The following is a 17,011-nucleotide window of genomic DNA, read 5'->3' as shown; positions in this document are numbered from 1 at the left end:
GACCACACCACCTTTATTTTTGAATTAATGATTTTACTAGCTCGTACATTCTTTCTGATGCGTCTGGGATTCCTTGCTGTTTAGAAGCTAAAGACATTTGTTTTTGTAATTGATCATTAGTCATGATCTCTTCAATCGCTTGTTTTAGGGAACGTCCATCTAATTCGTCATCTTTGATCATCTTCGCTGCATTGTTTTTGACTAAGCTCATTGCATTTTTTGTCTGATGGTCATTCGTCACATAAGGACTTGGAATTAGAATAGCTGGCAAACCTAAAGCTGTTAATTCAGCAATCGAAGTCGCACCTGCTCTACCAACCAATAGATCGCTTGATGCCATTACTTCTGCCATTTTATTGATATAAGGCTGTATGCTGACATTGGCACAAGCAGGAACTTTCGTTTGGATATCTTTATAATAGCGTTCGCCTGAGGCATACAGAACCTGGTATTCCTGATCGAACGACATTAAAAATTCTGTCACTGCCTGATTGATTTTTAAAGCCCCTTGACTACCACCAAAAATCAAGACTGTTTTTTTCTCTGGATCAAGTCCATAAGTGGCTAAAATTTTCGATTTATCCATATCCGCCACTTCTTGCGCCCGAGGATTACCGATCAAAGACGATTTTTCTGCAGGAAAAAATGGAGCAGCATCTTCAAAAGAAAGTGCGATTCGATCCACATAGCGACTTAAAAATTTATTGGTGATGCCAGGCACACTATTTTGTTCATGGATGATCGTAGGAATCGCTAACTTAGATGCCGCATAGACTACTGCACCCGACACGTAGCCCCCAGTCCCAATCACCACATCTGGTTTAAATTCTTTTAAAATTTTTTTTGCTTCTCGAATACTTTTTAAAAAAAGTTGGATAGTCTTCAGATTATGTAGCGAAAGTTTCCGCTGAAATCCTTGTATTTCTAGCGTACGAAAAGGCATCCCGGTCTCAGGAACAATCTTATTTTCTAAGCCTCTTTGCGCTCCAACGTACATAAACTCAGTATTCGGCTCTTTTGTTTTTACATAATTGACGAAGGCTAGTGCTGGATAAATATGCCCGCCAGTTCCGCCACCAGTAACCAAAATTTTCATTCATTCTCGCTCGTTTCTACTTTTGTATAGTTAGTTTATTGACAGCTTCCATAAACCGTTCGCCTCTAATTTCAAAATTAGGGTATTGATCCCAACTTGCATTTGCTGGGGACAATAAGATCGAATCACCCTCTTCACTCAATTCAAGGGCGATCGGTACAGCGGCTTCTGCGTTTTCAGCTGCCTTGATCACAGGGATACCTGCTTTCTTGCCGGCATCCGCTAATCTATTTTGAGTTTCCCCAAAAGTGATCAACGCTTTGATGCCTTTTAAAGCTGGTATCAACTCATCAAATGAATTTCCCCGATCCAGACCTCCAGCGATTAATACTAATTGATCTAACTGAAAACCACTTAATGCCATTTTAGTAGCTAAAATATTAGTTGCTTTTGAATCGTTATAAAACTTCCTTCCTTGGAAATCCCCCACATACTGTGTACGATGCGGTACTCCATGGAAATGGTGTAAAGCATTTTTGATCGCTTCATTTGAGATACCATATAATTTAGCAACTGAGATGGCAGCTAGTGCATTCTCAACATTGTGTGAACCAGGAACACCCAATTCTGTAATATCCATGATTTTTTCTTGGTTATAGTAGATACTGCCATCTAAAGAATAGGCACCTTTAGGTAGTTTTTGTTCCGTGGCAAAAGGTAACACCGTTGCTTTAGTCTTTTTACTGAGTTCTCTTAGCTCTTCTTGATTCCAATTCAAGATCAAATAATCTTTCTCTGTCATATTCTGTTGTAAATGCCATTTTGCTTTTACATATTCTTTTCTCGTTTTGTGGTAATCGATATGAGCCTCATAAATATTGGTTACTACTGCTACATGGGGACGAAAATCAGTGATTCCCATCAATTGGAAACTAGATAGTTCCATAACGATTTTATCGTCAGCTGTTGCTTCTTGCGCCACACTACTAGCTGGATAACCGATATTCCCGGCTAGGCGAGCTGTTCCTGGCAAATCACCAGCGTTCAATAACAAGCCTGTCATAGTTGTTGTTGTTGTTTTACCATTTGTTCCTGTAATCCCAATAATCGGACATTCCGCTACCTCGTAAGCTAATTCCACTTCCGTAATTACCGGAATACCCAGTTCTTGTGCTTTTTGAACAAATGGATGACTATACGGAATCCCCGGATTTTTCACCATCAAAGAAAATTCTTCATCCAATAATTCAATCGGATGGCTTCCAGCAATCACTTTGACTCCCAGTGATAGCAACTCTTGTGCTTCTGGATTTTCATCAAACGGCTTTCCGTCATTAACAGTGACAAGTGCGCCCAACTCATGTAACAGTTTGGCCGCACTAAATCCACTTTTCGCTAATCCAAGAACAAGGACTTTTTTGTTTTCATATGTTGAAATTTTTTTCATTTCCTGTCATCTCCTACCAAATGAACCATAGTGTTATTAAAGAAGTTACAATACTTACTAACCAAAAAATGATGTCGATCTTCCATTCCGACCAACCACACATTTCAAAATGATGATGGATAGGAGACATTTTGAAGATACGTTTTCCTGTTAATTTGAAAGAAGTAACTTGAAGCATTACACTTGCTGTCTCCATAACATAAATCAAACCAACTAATAACAATGTCCACTCTTGGTTTAGCATAATAGAAATTGCTGCCAATAATCCACCTAATGCCAGAGAACCAACATCGCCCATGAATATTTTGGCTGGTTTACGATTATAAGCAAAAAAGCCAAGTAACCCACCAAGCACACTTAAACAAATAACTAAGACATCATATTGTTGCTGATGCCAAGCAATGATCCCGTACGTTGCAAAAGAGATCGTTCCTAGTCCAGCAACTAATCCGTCAATCCCATCTGTCAGATTAACCGCGTTTGAAAAACCAACAAGCCAGAAAATAGCAAATACCCCATAGAATAGTCCAAGTGGCAACTCTATTCCAAAGAAATTTAACGTACCAGGATAGCCTTCTGAACGATAGACAAGATAAAAAATGATCCCGCCAATGATCTGCCCTAGCAGTTTTTGTTTAGAGTTTAGCCCCATGTTTCGTTTTTTAAAGATTTTAATGAAATCATCTAAAAATCCGATCACACCATATAAGGCTAAAACAAATAGTAGGATGAAAAGAGTAGGCGTCAACTGATTTTGCCAAGCGCCAACCCAAATTCCGGTTAATATTGCTGCAACTAAAAACACCAATCCACCCATCGTTGGAGTTCCGGCTTTTACATTATGCCATTTTGGTCCTTCTTCACGAATCGCCTGCCCTTGTTTTTTCATTTGAAAATACCCAATAAATAGTGGCATTGCTGCAATAGTCATTGCACAACTACTAACGATAGGAATCAATGCTTGTGTCCACTCCATACTCTTTTTCTCTCCCAATTCTATTCTTATTCTTCTAATGTAAAACTTAATTTTTTATCAGTGATTTTTTCATAGGGTGCTAAACTTTGCTCCTTACAGTAACCATCGCCATGGAAGGTGACTTCAACCCCTAAGATTTTCCCTAACTTCATAATATCTGCTTTGGACCAATCGGTGACATCAGGCATTAGCTTTTCTCCGCCTGTATACAAGATCAGTTTTTCGCCAGAAATCAATTGATCACCATTTGCAGTAGATTGTTTCTTCACTTTTTTCCCATCACCTACAACGATAGGTTGCAATCCACTTTTCTGTGCATCTGCTGCGGCAACGTCAGCACTTAGATTACGGTAATCTGCTACAGTGATTTTTTCTGTTTTTGCTTCTGGTGAATTTTCTTCTTCACTTTCTTGGAAGTCCATCGCACGTTTCATCAATGGATTAGCGATTTTAGCTAAAGCCATTCGATCGTAAGTCTTAGGATGTTTCATCGTAATGTATAAAACATACTCTGGATCTTCAGATGGAACCATTTCGACGATGGAATATAAGTATGCTGTATCACCAGTTTGGTACCCACCTTTATCAGAAGCAATCTGTGCCGTACCAGTTTTAGCTGAAACATTATAACCCGGCACACTATATACCCCATATGCACTACCATAATTTTCGCTTTCAACTACGTCACGCATATATTCTCGTACTTTTTCGGTCGTTTCTTTTGAAAATGGTTGCCCTAATACTTCCGTTTGCGTTGTACGCTCTTCATTCGTTGCAGGATCTACAACTTTACTGATGTAGCGTGGTTGGATCATCGTTCCATTATTTGCGACGGAAGTGAAAGCTTTCATCATTTGGAAATTTGTAACACCAATCGCTTGCCCATAAGAACTCATTGCGCGGTCAACGATATTTTCTGTTGGCAAAGCACCATTTACTTCATCATCTAAACCTGAATGAGTACTTTGACCAAAACCTAATTTTTGTAGGTAGTTGTACCAAGTACCGCCCATTCGTTGCTCCAGCATTACCATCCCAACATTACTTGACCAAGATAACGCTTGTCGCATCGTAAGAACTCCTTTTGCTCCAAAATCGTGGTCGTTGATCGTCGCGTCAGCAACTTTTATTTTCCCAGATTGATACGTTTCATTCTCATTGAATTTTCCTTCTTGGATCGCTGCTGCAGTCGTGAAGACTTTCATAGTTGAACCAGGCTCATAGCTATCTTGCACTAAGAAATTACGCCAAACAGCATCCTTGCCGGTTAAGCCTTCCATCGTTTCAGGATTAAAAGTAGGTCGTTGACCCATTGCTAGAATTTCTCCAGTTTTCGCTTTCATCAACATGGCTGTTAATTCTTCTGGCTGGTATTCTTCATTCACTTGATCCATAAGCGTTTCAAGATAACTTTGTAAACGACTATCCAACGTCGTATAGATATCTTGTCCGTCAACTGCTTTCACTTCTTCTGCCACTGTTCCTGGTAGAGGATTTTGGTAGTTGTCTTTTTGGTAAACGATCTTCCCATTTTTACCACTTAAAATATCATTATAAGCAGCTTCTAGTCCGAGCTTTCCAACTAAGCCATTTTCATTTTTATCTGGAACAGCATAGCCGATAAAGTGGGAAGCAAATTCGCCGTTAGGATACATCCGTGCGGGATGATCTTCAAAATACAGACCGACTACTCCTGCTTTCTTCATATCGTCTTCTATATTCTGTTTGGTCTCTTGACTGATATTTTTTCCATAAGAACCAAATTCAACTTGATATAGATTATTTTTGGCGCCATCTTTTAAGATTTGTAAGGCATCGTTCTTTTCTATAGAGAGATTTTTATTTAGTATCTCGGCGATTTTGTCAAAGTTCTTTTCTTCGGCATACAATTTTTTGTCACCAGAAGTATAAGTTTTTGAAAGGATTGCTTTGATTGAGTAAGAAGTGGCATCTTCTGCCAAAGCGACCCCATTCCGATCATAGATCGTTCCTCGTTTTGCTTTTACGACCTCGCTCCCTTTGTAAAGTTGTTCGGTCTTTTCTGCCAAAGAGGTTCCTGCCACGTGACCACCGATCACGATATAAGAAAAACGAACGGCAAATAAAAAGAACAATCCAATACTCGTAGCAAATAAAATGATACCTACTTTTTTGCGATTGTTCGTCGGATTTAGATTTTTCTTTTCCATAAACCGCCGGAATTTATTTTTAAGACTCATTTACTTCACTTTCCTTAAATTGTCGTCATTGATTGACAACCCTTTTTCTTCTGCGATTTTTTTGATTCGTTCAGTACGTGATAATTCATTTTTTTCCTGTACTAAACTAGTTTTTTCTTGGTTTTTTTGAGTGATCTCTGTTTGAATCGTTGTGATTGCTTTTTCGACACCACTGATATTTGTTCGTAACATGACTGTTAAGACACATAGTGCGATCACTGAAAAAATAATACTTACTACTGCTAATTTTTCTAAAACAGAAATATGTTTTAGGCGTTTAGCCGGTGATTGAGGGCGTACGATTTCTTGATTTGAATCTGGCAATTGTTGTTCTGGTTGATCAACCACTTCTGGTAAATCATATGGATATTCTTGGACTTTTTTTAATTCTGCCATTACGCTACTCCTCTTTCACTCGTATTTTTTCAGCAATCCGTAATTTTGCACTACGTGATCGATTATTTTCACTTAGTTCTTCTTCTGATGGAAGAATCGGTTTTCGATTAATCAACTTCAGCTCTGGCTGAAATTCTTCAGGAACAACCGGTAATCCGGGTGGTAAATCTTGAACGGTACTGTATTCTTTGAACATACTTTTGACAATTCGATCTTCTAATGAATGGAAGGTGATCACACTGATTCTTCCATTGATTTTTAATAGCCGAATCGCCTGTTCTAATGAAGCTTCTTCTGCACCTAATTCATCATTTACTGCAATTCTTATTGCTTGGAAAATTCGTTTAGCTGGGTGTCCACCTTTTCTTCTTGCTGGTGCAGGAATCACATCTTTAATGATTTCTACTAATTCACCAGTTGTTTGGATCGGATGGATTTTTCTTACTCGTTCAATTTCTCGAGCAATTTGTTTAGAAAATTTTTCTTCGCCATAACGAAAGAAGATTTTTACTAATTCATTATAGGAATACTCATTAACAACGTCATACGCTGACAGAGGTGCTGATTGATCCATACGCATATCCAAAGGAGCATCCTGATGATAACTAAAACCTCGTTCAGCTTCATCTAATTGTGGAGAAGATACGCCTAAATCATACAAAATACCATCAACTTGAGGAACATGCTCTTTTATCTTTGCTTCTAATTCACGAAAATTCGCTTTGATAAAAGTAACCATACCTTTTTCAATGTATGGGGCTAACCGTACTTTTGCATGATCGATTGCTTTTTGATCCTGATCGAATGCATAAAGGTGCCCGTTTGTATTTAATTGGCTCAAAAGATATTCACTATGTCCGGCACCGCCTAGTGTACAGTCTACATAAATGCCATCTGGTTTGATGTTCAAGCCATCTACCGTTTCTTTCAACATGACTGTATAGTGTTGAAATGTCTCAGTCATTAGTCAGCCTCTTCCTATTCTTATAGTCCAAAATCAATCATATTTTCAGCAATTTCATCAAAGTTTTCTGCTGCCACTTCAGAAAATTCTTGCCATCGTGCCTCATCCCAAATCTCGATTCGATTGGATACACCAATGACAACACATTCTTTCGTTAAAGCAGCGTAGTTTCTTAATGTACTGGGAATGTTGATCCGTCCTTGTTTGTCTAATTCACATTCAGTGGCCGCCGAGTAAAAAAAACGCACAAAAGTTCGAGCATCTTTTTTCGCTAAAGGCATGTCGTTCAGTTTTGTTTCTAAATTCGCCCATTCTTTCATTGGATAGCCAAAAAGACAGCCATCTAATCCACGAGTGAGAACGAATTGTTCACCTAACTCTTCACGAAGTTTTGAAGGTACGATCATACGACCTTTTGTATCAATATTATGCCGAAATTCGCCCATGAACATTGAAACTACCCCCATCTCTCCACTAACTAAAATTAGTCTACCACAATCCCCCACTTTCTACCACCTTTTATGGGAAATCAGAGAATAACTTTTTTATTAGTAAAAAAAATTTTAAGAATCAAGCTGTAAAAAGTCTTTAAAAAGTCTTTTTACAGCTTGATTGGCTTTTTATCAAAGATACGAGAGAAGATTTAAGACGATTAAAACGACATAAAAACCACTTGTTAACAAGAAAGCTAAACGCCAAGTCATTTTAAGATAACGTGAATAGATAATTTCATCATAGTAATATGCCTGGAATACAGCGATACAAATCGCCATCAACAAAAGTGAAATCATAAAGAAAGGCAGGAAGGAAACTGTCGCAGAATTGCGTGACAATGCATGCATCCCTCCCCATAAAAAAGGCACGGCAAGATCAGGCGCTTTGATTTTAAAACGACGATCTAATGAAAAAATTTTCACTAAAAAATTACAGCCAAACAACACGATGGCTGGAAAGATATACCAAAATAAAACAAGTGGCGTAAAAGTGCCCATCTAACAAAACTCCCTTTCATAGTTGGTTCAAGTATACCTGATGTATTTTACACAACTATTTCATTTATTTTAAATTTATAAAGTTTTCTACTATTTTTACTTCTTAGATAAAAATCTAATCCAAATTGTATGAGTCCACTCCTTTAATACTACCTTTTTCCTGTTCCTAGCCAATCCCATTTTCCAAGCTCTTTCACTGTGTTCTATTCTGATATTCGTTATAATAGATGAAAGAGCGTATTAGGAGGTTCAAAAATGATCAAGTATTTTTCTATCGAGGATCGACAATTGGTCAATACTCAAAAAGAAACAGCAGATACGATTTGGTATTGCGTCGAACGTCCAAGTGAAGATGAAATCCAGCAAATCACACACCAATTTCAAATTCCGTCTGATTACATTACTTCTATTTTAGACGATGCTGAAAATTCACGAGAAGAAGAATTTAATCAGACCAAATTAACAAAACCAGCGTTATTATTATTGCAATACCCGTTTCCAAAAACAAGCCCAAGTGGCTATTTTCAAGTAGATACTTACCCTTTTTCTATTATTGTGACACCTAAAAAAAAGCTTATCACAATTACGAATCATGAACCACTCTTTTTGAAAAAAGTATTTAGTCAAGCTTTTACTGAAAATGATTTACCAGCCAACTTAAATATCTTCATGCAATTATTGTGGCAAATTACTTTTTCCTACAATACTTATCTCAGCACCTTACAATCACAATGCGATGTCTTGGAAAAACAATTGCGTGTCTCAACAGAAAATAGTCAACTGTATCAAATCATGGATATCCAAAAAAGCTTGGTTTATTTCAAAGAAGCAACCACGGCTAACTTGACCACTTTAAAAACCTTAGTAAAAAACAAAACGATTCAAGAAAACCACGCTTTAAAAAACCATCTCCATGATGTGATTATTGAAACAGAACAATCACGCACTACCGCTCGAATTCAATTAAAACTAGTTGAACAAATGAATCAAACCTTTTCAGCGATTGTTTCTAATAATCTAAACAATATTATGAAAATTTTAACTTCTCTAACGATCATCTTAACGATCCCGACCATCATTGGTAGTCTATATGGAATGAATATCAAGCTTCCTATTGCAGGAAGGGACGATGCGTTTTTATGGATTATTCTACTGATGATTTTTATCAGTATCGCTACTGCTTATTATTTAAAAAAGGGAAAGTTTTTGTAACCGTCCCCTTGTGAAGAAAAGTAAAAGGAGTTAAACTAAAGACAACTAAAAAATTTCGAGGTAAAAATTATGCGCGAGAATAAACAAACAAGTACTTTTTCAAAAATCACTAAATTCGTTGTTTGGACCATGTTGATCTTAACGATTGGTTCAGTTGTCTTGACTGCAGTTATGAGTGTCATGTAAGAATGGCTTAAAAACCAACAAGTCCCGCACTTCCCAAAAAGAAGTGCGGGACTTGTTTTTTACCTTGCTAGGAAAGAATGTTCGCTTGCTAATGGTTCGTTTTTTATAAGAAAGCCAAGTGTCGTTTTAGTTGCTGCCATACAAGTAGCATCTCTGAGTCAAATAACTGTTCATTCTAAGATATCCTCTTCTCTTAGACTGCTCAGGCTTCTACCTATTTTTCTATTTACTTGCTAAGCGTAATAATTCTTTGGCATGCTCGACTGTTAGTGGGGTAATTTCGCTTCCAGCTAACATTCGGGCAATTTCGGTCTCTCGTTGTGTGGGTTGTAGTTCGGTAACCGATGTTTGGGTACGCCCATTAATGACTTCTTTTTGAATATAGTATTGAAAATCGGCAACTGCAGCGACTTGCGGTAGATGGGTGATACACAAAACTTGTGAGTGACATGAGATCTGTGAGATCTTATCCGCAATCGCTTGGGCAACTCGACCGCTTACTCCTGTATCCACTTCATCAAAAATGATACTAGTCACACCTTGTTCTGAAGAAAAAATAGTTTTTAACGCCAACAACATACGTGATAGTTCCCCACCTGAGGCAACTTTTACTAATGGCTTCAATGGTTCTCCAGGATTTGTGGTTATGTAAAATTCCACTTGGTCCAATCCATTAGCATCTAATTGTCCATTTTTTTCAGATGAAAAACGGACTTCAAACTCCGTGTTTTCCATATATAGACTTTTTAATTCCGTTAAGATTGATTTTTCTAGTTCTTTAGCGATTTTTTTTCTTGTTTTATGCAGTGCTAATGCTTGTTCTTGCAAGAACGTTTCTTTTTTAGTTAATTCCAGTTGCATTTTTTCTAGTTGACCTTCTGAGAAATCAGAAGAATCCAGTTCTTTAGTGATTTCTTCGTAATAATCAAGGATTGCTTCCACTGACTCCCCATATTTGCGTTTCAACTGACGAATCAATTCAAGCCGTTGATTGACTTCTTCTAATCGGTTTTCATCCAATTCCAGCAGATCGATTTGGCGACTCATGTCACCAATGGCATCTTGAAGTAAATAATAAGCACTTTGAACATTCTCAACGATTGCTTCATATTCATTATCTAGATGAGCAATGCTTTGTAGTTCAGAAACAGCTAAACCAACGTTATCCACACTACTGGGTTCTCCCGCACTCAATGCACTATAACCACTAGCAAAACTATCCACGATCTTTTGATAATTGCTTAATTTTTCTCTTTCCTCGCTTAACTGTTCCTCTTCGCCAACTTGTAAATCAGCTGCTGCGATTTCTTCTTGTTGAAAATGAAGCATGTCGATCCGTTGAACAAATGATTTTTCATTTTGTTGGACTTTCCGCATTTTTCGTTCGAGCTCACGATAGATAGCATACTCTTTTTGATATTTTTTCTTTTGTTGTTGAAAAGTACGATCACCAAAACGATCCAATAAATTTAAATGGGCTTCTGGTTGTAATAGCTCCTGGTGTTCATTTTGTCCTTGAATATCAACTAGATAACTTCCGATCCTTCTAAGGTTTGCCAGCGTAACAATATGTCCATTGACTCGGCAGACATTTTTACCCGTTAATGCCATATCACGACGAACAATCAAGTTATCACCATCTGATTCGATGCCAAGTTCTTCCATCAATTCAGTAAATCCTTCTTGACTTGGCCATTCAAACAACCCTTCTAAGATACACTTATCGGCTCCTTGGCGAATATAATCACTGGAGCCTCTACCACCAGCCAGTAATCCAAGGGCATCAATGATAATCGATTTACCTGCCCCGGTCTCGCCAGTTAGAGCTGTCATTCCTTTATGGAAAGACAAATGCAATTCCGGAATAATCGCAAAATTAGTAATACTGATCTCTTGTAACAAGGCAACCACTCCTCAACTCAAAGGTAATGTAAAAAATCCATTTTCAATGCAACTGCATCTTCTTCTGTTCGTGTGATCATCAACACATTATCGTCATCATTAATGATGGAAAACAATTCTTTTTTATATCGTTTATCAATTAAATTAGCCGCAGCAGAAGCGTTGCCTGGTAAAGTTTTTAAAATGACAAATTTTTCCATTTGATCAACAGCCACAAATGCATCTTTCAATAACTTTTCTAATTTCGTACTAACGTCTTCAGTAGTTTCTGCAGGAAGACTATAGCGATAACCTCCATCAGCTGCAGGAACTTTGATGAGTTTGAGTTCTTTGATATCTCTGGAAATCGTTGCCTGCGTCACTGAAATCCCTTTGTTTTTCAGGATCTCCACAAATTCTTCTTGTTTTCTGATATCATTTTCATTTAGTAGCCGGGTAATCAAACGATGCCGATCTTTTTTTCGCATACGTTCTTCGCTCCTTTACGTATTCTTCCTTACTATGATAGCTTATTTCAAACGCTTAATAAAGAAGAATCCGCTGTCTTCTTTATTGCTTGCCCGTCATTATTTGTGGTTAAACTGGTTGTGGGCTTCTTGGACGATCTTTTCGGGCGCCACATCTGGAGATAACGTTCCTTGATCAGAAACTTTTTTCAAATGGGCTAAAAATTCAATGTTCCCCTCTCCACCGGTTATTGGCGAATAACTTAAATCTAATACATCATACCCATGCATCGCAGCAAAGTGTAAAATATCCTCAATCACTTGTACATGTGTTTGAGGGTCACGAACGATCCCATTCTTGCCAACTGCTTCTTTCCCCGCTTCAAATTGTGGTTTGATCAAAGCAATCACTTCGCCACCGTCAACTAAAATTTCGTGTAATGGCACTAACATCAAACGTAAAGAAATGAATGATACATCGATGACGGCAATCTCTGGGGTTCCTTCTTGAAAATCTTCTGGTTTGGCATAACGAAAATTCGCTCTTTCCATTACTACAACTCGTTCATCTTGTCTGATTTTCCAAGCTAATTGATTATACCCAACATCCAGAGCATAACTCATTTTTGCACCATTTTGTAAAGCCGCATCGGTAAAACCACCCGTTGATGCTCCAATATCCAATAATATTTTACCTTCTACAGATAAATCAAAGACCTTTAGTGCCTTTTCTAATTTCAATCCTCCACGAGAAACATAAGGTAATTTTTTGCCTTTGATCTGTAATTCACTACTTACAGGGATTTTTTCCCCTGGCTTATCGAAACGTTCATTTTTTTCGTTATAGATCAAACCAGCCATAACTGAACGTTTGGCTTGCTCTCTCGTTTCAAACAAGCCTTGTTTGACTGCTAAAACGTCTACGCGTTCTTTTTCCATTTTTTTCTCCATTTCTATACACTGAATTGCTGAACTAATTGACGTAAAAGTTGCCCATCAAATGAACACACCGTTTGTTCTAACTGATCAATCATTCGATTCGCCGCATCAATCTCATTTTCAAGTGCGCTTTTTGTTTCTTCGATACCTAATAAACCTGGATAGGTCGTTTTTTCCATTTTAGCATCTTTACCAGCTGTTTTACCTAATACTTCAGTCGTGCTAACCACATCGAGCAGATCATCACGAATTTGAAAAGCAAGGCCTAGATGACTGGCTAATTTTTGTAGGCTAGCTAAAACTTCCTCCGGTTGGTTTGCTAATACTCCTCCCGCTAATAAAGCGTAGTGCATCAAGCGACCAGTTTTTCTTTCGTGGATAAACATTAATTCCTCTAATGTTAATTGTTTTGTTTCTCCCTCGATATCCGCTGCTTGACCAGCAACCATCCCTTGGGTACCAGCATTGATTGCTAATTGTTGCAGCAGTAAAAGTTTTGGTGAGTTCGCTAAATGAGCCATACTGATGAGTTGAAAGGCACCTGTCAATAACCCATCTCCTGCTAAAATAGCCAGTGCTTCCCCGTAGACTTTATGGTTTGTTGGTTTCCCGCGGCGTAGATCATCATTGTCCATTGCCGGAAGATCATCGTGAATCAACGAATACGTGTGGATCATTTCCAAAGCAGCTGCTACTTGATAAGTTGTTGTATTGATCGATTCGCCAAACGCAGCTACTGTACTAAGTAAAAGCAAAGGACGAATCCGTTTGCCTCCAGCGCGAACGGAATAAAGCATACTTTCTTTCAACTGTTCATCAGAAGTGTAGTCATTTAGAAAAGAAACAATTTCTTCTTCTACAGAAGATAGATGGATCGTTGAAAAATCAGCCAACTTCATTATGCTTCCTCATTTCCTTCAAAAGTAACTTCTTCATTTGCCTCTGACATCATTTTCGTCAAGGTTTTTTCAGCTTTAGTTAAAGTATCTTGGCAATGCTTACTTAATTCCATTCCTCGTTTAAAAGCATCTAAAGCAGATTCTAAAGGTACATCACCTTGTTCTAATTCCATGACAATTTTTTCTAATTCTTGTAATGATTCCTCAAATGTCGGATTTTCCATATTGATCATTCTCCTTCTTCTACTTCTTGTACCGTAGCATTCACTTGTCCGTCTTGGTAATGGATCGTGATCGTATCCTCAGGCTTCATCTCTGTCACACTTTTCACGACACGCCCTTCGATTGTTGTGTAATTGTATCCTCGCCCCATGATTTTCAACGGACTAAGCAAATCTAATGATTGAATCGCTTGTTGGAAACGTTGCTGCTGGCTCTGCATATATTGCTCCATTTTTTCAGCTAACCGCTTCTCTAAGTAGTCTGTTTCTTGCTTGGCAGATTTCACTCGATAAGTCGGTGCAACTTGTGCCAACTGATGGTTCAAGCGAACCGTTTGTTTTTCTTTCAAATGATAAATTTGTTGTGTCGCTTGGAACAAGCGCTGTTTGAACTGATCAAGCTTAATTGTTTGTCCTTCATACAGACGTTCCGGTTGACGGAGAACATATGATTGTTTTGCTCGTTCAAAACGTTCTTGTTTGCGTTGAATTTGACGCAAAAAGGCCTGTTCAAGCCTTGCTTGCCGTTCTTTCAGCTTCAACAATACTTCAGATAAAACAGGAACAGCTAATTCAGCTGCCGCCGTTGGTGTGGCTGCTCGTACATCTGCTGCTAAATCAGCAATAGTAGTATCCGTCTCATGTCCAACTGAAGAAATCACAGGTGTTCGTGCCTCAAAAATGGCACGTGCTACTCTTTCTTCATTAAATGGCCACAAGTCTTCAATCGATCCGCCGCCACGTCCAATGATCATCGTGTCGAAATCTCCCAGTTCTTCAACACGACGGATATTTTCAACGATATTGTCAGCTGCTTGATTTCCTTGCACCACCGTTGGGAATAGGACGAGTTGGGCGATGGGGTAACGTCTTTTGACAGTTGTGATGATATCTCGGATAACTGCACCACTTGGACTGGTCAAAACTGCAATTCTTTTTGGAAAACGTGGAAGAGCTTGCTTATGTTCCGGCTTAAAAAGACCTTCTTTTCGCAATTTTTCTTTTCGTTCTTCTAATTCTTGATATAGCGCTCCTACACCATCAGGTTCCATGTGTTCAACGTAAATCTGATAAGAACCAGAAGCTTCATAAAGAGAAATCCGTCCGACAACTAATACTTTCATCCCTTCTTTAGGTTGAAAACGTAATTTTTGAAATGCACCTTTGAACATGATTGCTGAGATTTTCGCATGGTCATCTTTTAAACTAAAATATTGATGTGCATTTGCTCTCAAACGAAAATTCGAGATTTCACCTGTTAAATAGACCCTTTCAAGATAAGGGTCTACATCAAATTTCCTTTTTAAATACTTGGTTAATGTGGTTACTGTTAAATATTCTTGTGTCATCTACTCACCTGCTTCAGCAGCCAGCACGGTTTGATACATCAGCATCGTAATCGTCATAGGTCCTACTCCTTTAGGGACTGGAGTGATATAGCTTGCTAAAGGTTCTACTTCATCAAATTTTACATCACCGATCAATTTCCCATGCTCATCACGATTCATACCAACATCGATCACCACTGCGCCTGGTTTGATAAATTCCTTAGTAACAAAATGGCCTCGCCCAATCGCTACGACTAAAATATCAGCTTCTTTTGCAAGTTCAGCAAGGTTAGCCGTTTTTGAATGAGCAATCGTTACTGTAGCATCTGCCATCAATAATAATTGTGCCATTGGTTTCCCTACAATATTGCTACGTCCGATTACCAGTGCCCGCTTCCCTGCCAAATCGATATCATAAGCTGCGAACATTTTCATGATGCCATATGGCGTACAAGGAATCTTATCCGGGTTACCAGCTAATAATCGTCCTAAATTCATTGGATGAAAACCATCTACATCTTTTTTAGGATCAATTGCTAATAAGACTTTTTCTTCATCAATGTGTTTTGGCAATGGCAACTGAACAAGAATCCCGTGAAAATTTGGGTCTTGATTATATTTTTCGATTTCAGCTAACAACGTTTCTTCAGAGATCGTGCTTGGGTAACGTTCAACTTTTGAATGGATCCCGATTGATTTTGCGGAACGCTCTTTATTACGTACATAAACCTGACTGGCTGGATTTTCTCCTACTAATAAAACGACCAATCCGGGGGAGATCGATTTTGTTTTTAATTCGCTCACTTTTATCGCAATCTCTGCTTGCATTTTTTCAGCTAGTTCTTTTCCATTAATCAATTCTGCCATACGATCACTCCCAGATTTTTTGTGCTTTCATTCTACCATAGATAAACAAGCTTTTAGAACCCGTTTCCTTGTTTTCATAGAAAAAAGCTGGGACTATGCCCCAGCTTCAATCTCTTTTAAAACATTAGATAATACACCGTTGACAAACTTACGTGATTGATCATCACTAAAAGTTTTGGCTAATTCAATGGCTTCATTCAATGCGACTGCGGATGGTACATCTTCAATGTACTTCATTTCAAAGATGGCGATACGCAAGATGATCAAATCCATCTTAGAGATACGATTGATGCGCCAGTTTCCTTTGAGGTGCTTCTCAATGGTTTGGTCTAATTCGCCTTTTTTCGCACACACACCGCCAACCAATGTATCTAAATAAACAGGAACAAACTCTGACTCCTCTTCATTGATCATTTCTTTGTGATCCAACTCAATTGCATGGAAAATTGCGTCTTCTTTGGTCAAATCAGCATTAAAATCTAATGGAAATAATGCTTGTAAAGCCATTTCACGAATTTCGTGTCTTGATAATTCTTTATTCATTTTCTTCCTCTTCGTCTTCAAAAAGTTCTTCAATTGCTGGTTGTTCTAGTTTTTCCGGTACGACTGCTACCACATGAACATTGACTTCTGCTAAAGCAATGTCTGTCATGAAAAGAACTTGCTGATTCACGCGTTCTTGCATTTCCATCGCTACTCTGGGAACAGAAACCCCATATTCTAAATAGCAATAAAGATCTACTTTTAACCCATCTTCATCATTTACTAAATAGACACCTTTACCATGCGCTGCACGCCCTAATAATTCCGTTACGTTGCTGGCAAATGTTCCACGCATTCCATAAACGCCTTCTACTTTTGAAGCAGCGATACCAATAATCACTTCAATGACTTCTGGCGCAATGACAATTTCACCAAGCTCTTGAGTCGCATTCAAAACTAAATTTTTGTCCTCTGCCATTTTATCTATTCCTCCTTTTG

Annotated in this window: 19 protein-coding genes; 2 read left to right on the top strand and 17 right to left on the bottom strand. The window is 38.3% G+C overall.

All coding sequences use genetic code 11. From position 1 onward, the window contains the following. Window positions 1-13 precede the first annotated feature (13 nt). The 8 genes from murG to AB3H93_RS02280 all read right to left on the bottom strand — a co-directional run bounded on the left by murG (window position 14) and on the right by AB3H93_RS02280 (window position 8,030). Window positions 14-1,096, bottom strand: a complete 1,083-nt coding sequence (gene murG / locus AB3H93_RS02315; protein WP_010738199.1) for an undecaprenyldiphospho-muramoylpentapeptide beta-N-acetylglucosaminyltransferase — start codon at window positions 1,094-1,096, stop codon at window positions 14-16. Between the two features lie 16 nt (window positions 1,097-1,112). After that, entirely contained in the window at window positions 1,113-2,483 is a 1,371-nt protein-coding gene (gene murD, locus AB3H93_RS02310) for a UDP-N-acetylmuramoyl-L-alanine--D-glutamate ligase (RefSeq protein ID WP_368020060.1), read from the bottom strand. A gap of 13 nt (window positions 2,484-2,496) precedes the next feature. Further along, entirely contained in the window at window positions 2,497-3,459 is a 963-nt protein-coding gene (gene mraY / locus AB3H93_RS02305; RefSeq protein ID WP_010719780.1) for a phospho-N-acetylmuramoyl-pentapeptide-transferase, read from the bottom strand. A 26-nt stretch (window positions 3,460-3,485) separates the two neighbouring features. Beyond that, the gene (locus tag AB3H93_RS02300) at window positions 3,486-5,678 is read right to left on the bottom strand and encodes a penicillin-binding transpeptidase domain-containing protein (RefSeq protein WP_010719781.1); all 2,193 of its coding nucleotides are present in this window, start codon (window positions 5,676-5,678) and stop codon (window positions 3,486-3,488) included. After that, window positions 5,679-6,074 carry a cell division protein FtsL gene (gene ftsL / locus AB3H93_RS02295; RefSeq protein ID WP_010719782.1) on the bottom strand — a complete coding sequence of 132 codons (396 nt, stop codon included), beginning with the start codon at window positions 6,072-6,074 and terminating at the stop codon, window positions 5,679-5,681. Window positions 6,075-6,078: 4 nt separating this feature from the next. Beyond that, window positions 6,079-7,038 carry a 16S rRNA (cytosine(1402)-N(4))-methyltransferase RsmH gene (gene rsmH / locus AB3H93_RS02290; RefSeq protein WP_053766114.1) on the bottom strand — a complete coding sequence of 320 codons (960 nt, stop codon included), beginning with the start codon at window positions 7,036-7,038 and terminating at the stop codon, window positions 6,079-6,081. A 20-nt stretch (window positions 7,039-7,058) separates the two neighbouring features. Beyond that, window positions 7,059-7,490 (bottom strand): division/cell wall cluster transcriptional repressor MraZ, encoded by a 432-nt coding sequence (mraZ, locus tag AB3H93_RS02285; protein ID WP_014834189.1) that lies wholly within the window; start codon window positions 7,488-7,490, stop codon window positions 7,059-7,061. Window positions 7,491-7,661: 171 nt separating this feature from the next. Next, the gene (locus tag AB3H93_RS02280; RefSeq protein WP_010719785.1) at window positions 7,662-8,030 is read right to left on the bottom strand and encodes a DUF3397 domain-containing protein; all 369 of its coding nucleotides are present in this window, start codon (window positions 8,028-8,030) and stop codon (window positions 7,662-7,664) included. A gap of 255 nt (window positions 8,031-8,285) precedes the next feature. Between AB3H93_RS02280 and AB3H93_RS02275 the strand changes: the two genes are divergently transcribed. Both AB3H93_RS02275 and AB3H93_RS02270 read left to right on the top strand, forming a co-directional pair. Beyond that, window positions 8,286-9,242, top strand: coding sequence for a magnesium transporter CorA family protein (locus AB3H93_RS02275; protein WP_010719786.1), 957 nt, complete (start codon window positions 8,286-8,288; stop codon window positions 9,240-9,242). 69 nt (window positions 9,243-9,311) lie between these two features. After that, on the top strand, window positions 9,312-9,428 hold the full coding sequence (locus AB3H93_RS02270; RefSeq protein ID WP_010719787.1) for a DUF4044 domain-containing protein: 117 nt from the start codon (window positions 9,312-9,314) through the stop codon (window positions 9,426-9,428). 222 nt (window positions 9,429-9,650) lie between these two features. On the opposite strand, the gene recN is transcribed toward AB3H93_RS02270, so the two are convergent. The 9 genes from recN to AB3H93_RS02225 form a co-directional block, all read right to left on the bottom strand. Continuing rightward, entirely contained in the window at window positions 9,651-11,330 is a 1,680-nt protein-coding gene (recN, locus tag AB3H93_RS02265; protein ID WP_368020059.1) for a DNA repair protein RecN, read from the bottom strand. Window positions 11,331-11,347: 17 nt separating this feature from the next. Further along, window positions 11,348-11,797 carry an arginine repressor gene (argR, locus tag AB3H93_RS02260; protein WP_010719789.1) on the bottom strand — a complete coding sequence of 150 codons (450 nt, stop codon included), beginning with the start codon at window positions 11,795-11,797 and terminating at the stop codon, window positions 11,348-11,350. A 99-nt stretch (window positions 11,798-11,896) separates the two neighbouring features. Further along, window positions 11,897-12,715, bottom strand: a complete 819-nt coding sequence (locus tag AB3H93_RS02255; RefSeq protein WP_010738204.1) for a TlyA family RNA methyltransferase — start codon at window positions 12,713-12,715, stop codon at window positions 11,897-11,899. A 14-nt stretch (window positions 12,716-12,729) separates the two neighbouring features. Then, window positions 12,730-13,614, bottom strand: a complete 885-nt coding sequence (locus AB3H93_RS02250) for a polyprenyl synthetase family protein (RefSeq protein WP_010719791.1) — start codon at window positions 13,612-13,614, stop codon at window positions 12,730-12,732. Then, window positions 13,614-13,838 carry an exodeoxyribonuclease VII small subunit gene (locus tag AB3H93_RS02245; RefSeq protein WP_010719792.1) on the bottom strand — a complete coding sequence of 75 codons (225 nt, stop codon included), beginning with the start codon at window positions 13,836-13,838 and terminating at the stop codon, window positions 13,614-13,616. The genes AB3H93_RS02250 and AB3H93_RS02245 overlap by 1 nt, the downstream gene beginning before the upstream one ends. 5 nt (window positions 13,839-13,843) lie before the next feature. After that, complete coding sequence (gene xseA / locus AB3H93_RS02240) at window positions 13,844-15,184, bottom strand: exodeoxyribonuclease VII large subunit (RefSeq protein ID WP_368020058.1); 1,341 nt, start codon at window positions 15,182-15,184, stop codon at window positions 13,844-13,846. After that, window positions 15,185-16,030 carry a bifunctional methylenetetrahydrofolate dehydrogenase/methenyltetrahydrofolate cyclohydrolase gene (locus AB3H93_RS02235; RefSeq protein ID WP_063626747.1) on the bottom strand — a complete coding sequence of 282 codons (846 nt, stop codon included), beginning with the start codon at window positions 16,028-16,030 and terminating at the stop codon, window positions 15,185-15,187. It lies immediately after the preceding gene. A gap of 93 nt (window positions 16,031-16,123) precedes the next feature. Further along, window positions 16,124-16,573 carry a transcription antitermination factor NusB gene (nusB, locus tag AB3H93_RS02230; protein WP_010719795.1) on the bottom strand — a complete coding sequence of 150 codons (450 nt, stop codon included), beginning with the start codon at window positions 16,571-16,573 and terminating at the stop codon, window positions 16,124-16,126. Then, complete coding sequence (locus tag AB3H93_RS02225; protein WP_010719796.1) at window positions 16,566-16,991, bottom strand: Asp23/Gls24 family envelope stress response protein; 426 nt, start codon at window positions 16,989-16,991, stop codon at window positions 16,566-16,568. The genes nusB and AB3H93_RS02225 overlap by 8 nt, the downstream gene beginning before the upstream one ends. Between the last annotated feature and the right edge of the window lie 20 nt (window positions 16,992-17,011).

This window comes from Enterococcus sp. C74, from assembly GCF_040887125.1.
GTDB classification, from domain to species: Bacteria; Bacillota; Bacilli; order Lactobacillales; family Enterococcaceae; genus Enterococcus_B; species Enterococcus_B hirae.
This window is presented reverse-complemented; position numbering and strand designations above follow the sequence as displayed.